The organism is Paenibacillus sp. 01T422 (assembly GCF_056398785.1).
On sequence record NZ_JBFTQB010000786.1, the window covers coordinates 1 to 3,133 of the forward strand.

The following is a 3,133-nucleotide window of genomic DNA, read 5'->3' on the forward strand; positions in this document are numbered from 1 at the left end:
ATGTGACACTGCCCCTACATAACTATTCGGTAGCCGTGCAGCAATTAATCGCGATTGCGAGAGCAGTCAGTATTTCTGCCAAGGTGCTTATCCTGGATGAGCCTACTTCCAGTCTGGACCGAGGGGAAGTCATGCAGCTATTCACCGTTATGACGAGACTGAAGAATGAAGGTTTAGCGATCCTATTCGTGACGCATTTCCTTGATCAGGTGTATGAAATCTCAGATCGAATAACCATTCTTCGTAATGGAGAATTTGTTGGAGAGTATATGGCTGAGAAGCTCTCCCGCATAGATTTAGTTTCCAAAATGATTGGCAAGGACTTGCATTTGCTGGAGGAACTTCCGAAGAGCACGAACGTTCAAAGAATGAAAGCGGAGGTATTACTAGAGGCTTATTCACTCGGAAAAAAGGGCTCCATTGAAGCCACAGATTTAACTATCCATAAGGGAGAAATCGTTGGTTTGGCAGGGCTTCTGGGGTCAGGAAGAACCGAATTTGCGAGATTGCTATTTGCAGCAGATCGGGCAGATTCAGGTAAGCTGAAATTCACGGACTCGAATGAAGCTATCCATTCACCGAGGCAAGCGATTGACCAAGGCATCGCCTTCTGCTCCGAGAATCGCAAAACGGAAGGTATCATTGACGATCTGACCATTCGGGAAAATATAATACTCGCACTACAAGCAACACGTGGCTGGTTTAATGCGATTCCGCGCAAACGTCAGAATGAAATTGCGGACGAATATATCCGTGCTTTGAATATTAACCCTCCTAATCCAGAGCTTCTCATCAAAAATCTAAGCGGAGGCAACCAGCAGAAAGTGCTGCTGGCCAGATGGCTGCTCATGGATCCTAAGTTGTTAATCTTAGATGAACCAACACGGGGAATCGACATCGGCGCGAAAGCGGAGATTCAGAAGCTCGTCCTCTCGCTGTCCCAAAAGGGGATGTCCGTGCTCTTCATTTCGTCCGAGCTGGAAGAAGTGCTTCGGGTCAGTGAACGCATTGCCGTACTGCGGGACCGTAAGAAAGTGAAGGAGATGTCGGGGGAAGAAATTAGTCAGCGTAATGTCATGAAAGCGATAGCGGGGGGCTGAGGAACATGGTTAAGCATCATTTGTTTTGGCCGGTATGCATGTTAGCCGTGCTGCTGTTGTTCAATTTCATTTATTCGCCGAGTTTCTTCTCGATTCAAATGAAGGATGGCCACTTATATGGAAGTTTAATTGATATATTAAACTTTGGATCACCGCTCATTCTCGTGGCTATTGGGATGACCATGGTTATTGCAACGAAAGGCATTGATCTCTCCGTTGGTTCGGTGGTGGCCATATCCGGTGCACTGTCTTGCTTAGCGATTAGTAAAAGCAGTGATCAAAACGCCATAGGCGTACTTCTGCTGTCGATTGCCATTTCACTCGTGTTATCGCTGCTGCTCGGTTTGTGGAACGGCTTCCTGGTAGCGAATGCGGGCATTCAACCGATCATCGCGACGTTGATTCTAATGGTAGCCGGACGGGGGATTGCCCAGCTCATCACAGGAGGGCAAATCATCACCATAACGAGCTCATCTTACAAATATATTGGCGCAGGTTCTCTAGCCACTTTACCATTCTCCATCTTTCTGGTCGCTATCGTATTTTCCGCAGCTGCTCTATTGACGCGGAAAACAGCGCTCGGACTGTTTATTGAATCGGTCGGCTGCAAGCCGACGGCGAGCCGTTTGGCAGGCATTCGCTCCCGTACGGTGATGCTCGCTGTCTATATTTTCTGCGGCGTATGTGCGGGGATTGCCGGCTTGATCTTGAGCTCGAACGTGTCGAGCGCTGACGGCAATAACGCTGGTTTGTGGTACGAGCTGGATGCGATTCTTGCAGTCGTCATCGGCGGCACTTCGCTTAATGGCGGAAGATTCTATCTAACCGGCACGCTGATCGGTGCACTCATTATTCAAACATTGACAACAACGATATATATGATCGGTGTTCCTCCTGAAATTACACTAGTTGTCAAAGCTTTTGTCGTGCTTACCGTTTGTTTAATCCAATCCGAGGCCTTCCGCCAATCCATCGTTATCCGCTGGAAGAGTCGTCATTATCCAGCAGAACGGGAGGTCAAACGCCATGTTGTTTAACCGCAAATATATTCCGATTTATGTGACAATCTGTTTATTCGCCATGATGTATATCGCAGGCTCTTTCCGGTACGCGGGCTTCTTCTCCCTGCAGGTTCTGCTGAATCTGCTCATCGATAATGCCTTTTTATTAATTACGGCCGTAGGGATGACCTTCGTAATTGTCTCCGGCGGGATCGATCTATCGGTCGGTTCAGTGATCGCTTTAACGACCATGATCTCGGCTTCTCTGGTGCAAGCAGGCTGGTCGCCAGTCCTAGTTATTCCGCTCGTTCTCATCATAGGCGCGTTGTTCGGTTGGGGAATGGGGGCCATCGTTTACTATTTCAAAATCCAACCCTTCATCGTCACATTGGCTGGGATGTTTTTAGCGCGAGGGTTATGTTATGTGATCAGCATTAACACGATTACCATCGATAATCCGATATACACGAGTATGGCTCAAACCAAAATACCGCTGCCTGGCGGCAACTTTATTTCGATTAGCGTCGTTATCGCCTTACTTGTCGTTGCAGCAGGCATGTATATGGCACATTATACGCGCTTCGGACGTAATGCGTATGCTATTGGAGGGAGCGAGCAGTCTACAATTCTTATGGGATTGCCTGTTGCCAGAACGAAGATGGGCGTGTATGCGTTCAGCGGGTTCTGTTCAGCGCTAGCCGGTGTTGTCTTCACCTTCTATATGCTTTCTGGTTATGGCTTGCATGCAATGGGGATGGAGCTGGATACGATTGCTGCTGTAGTCATTGGCGGTACGCTTTTGACCRGAGGAGTTGGCTATATTGCAGGTACATTCTTCGGGGTTCTGATACAAGGTGTGATTCAGACTATCGTAAGCTTCGAGGGAACACTTAGTTCGTGGTGGACGAAAATTGCGATCGGCATGCTGCTCTGCTTATTCATTTTACTTCAAAAGGCATTAAGTGAACGGAATTGGTTTACCAGAAAAAGCATGTAACTTTCGTCAAAGGACTTTGAAGGGCAATGAACAAT

At 47.7% G+C, this 3,133-nt stretch carries 3 protein-coding genes; all 3 read left to right on the forward strand.

The genetic code is table 11. The annotated features are described in order from the left end of the window. A partial coding sequence (locus AC1DUA_RS31195; protein WP_477503440.1) for a sugar ABC transporter ATP-binding protein occupies nt 1-1,100 on the forward strand: 1,100 nt, incomplete at its 5' end. Nucleotides 1,101-1,105: 5 nt separating this feature from the next. After that, nucleotides 1,106-2,137 carry an ABC transporter permease gene (locus AC1DUA_RS31200; protein ID WP_477503441.1) on the forward strand — a complete coding sequence of 344 codons (1,032 nt, stop codon included), beginning with the start codon at nt 1,106-1,108 and terminating at the stop codon, nt 2,135-2,137. Next, nucleotides 2,127-3,098 (forward strand): galactofuranose ABC transporter, permease protein YjfF, encoded by a 972-nt coding sequence (yjfF, locus tag AC1DUA_RS31205; RefSeq protein ID WP_477503442.1) that lies wholly within the window; start codon nt 2,127-2,129, stop codon nt 3,096-3,098. Before AC1DUA_RS31200 ends, yjfF begins: the two co-directional genes overlap by 11 nt. The last annotated feature ends 35 nt before the right edge of the window (nt 3,099-3,133 follow it).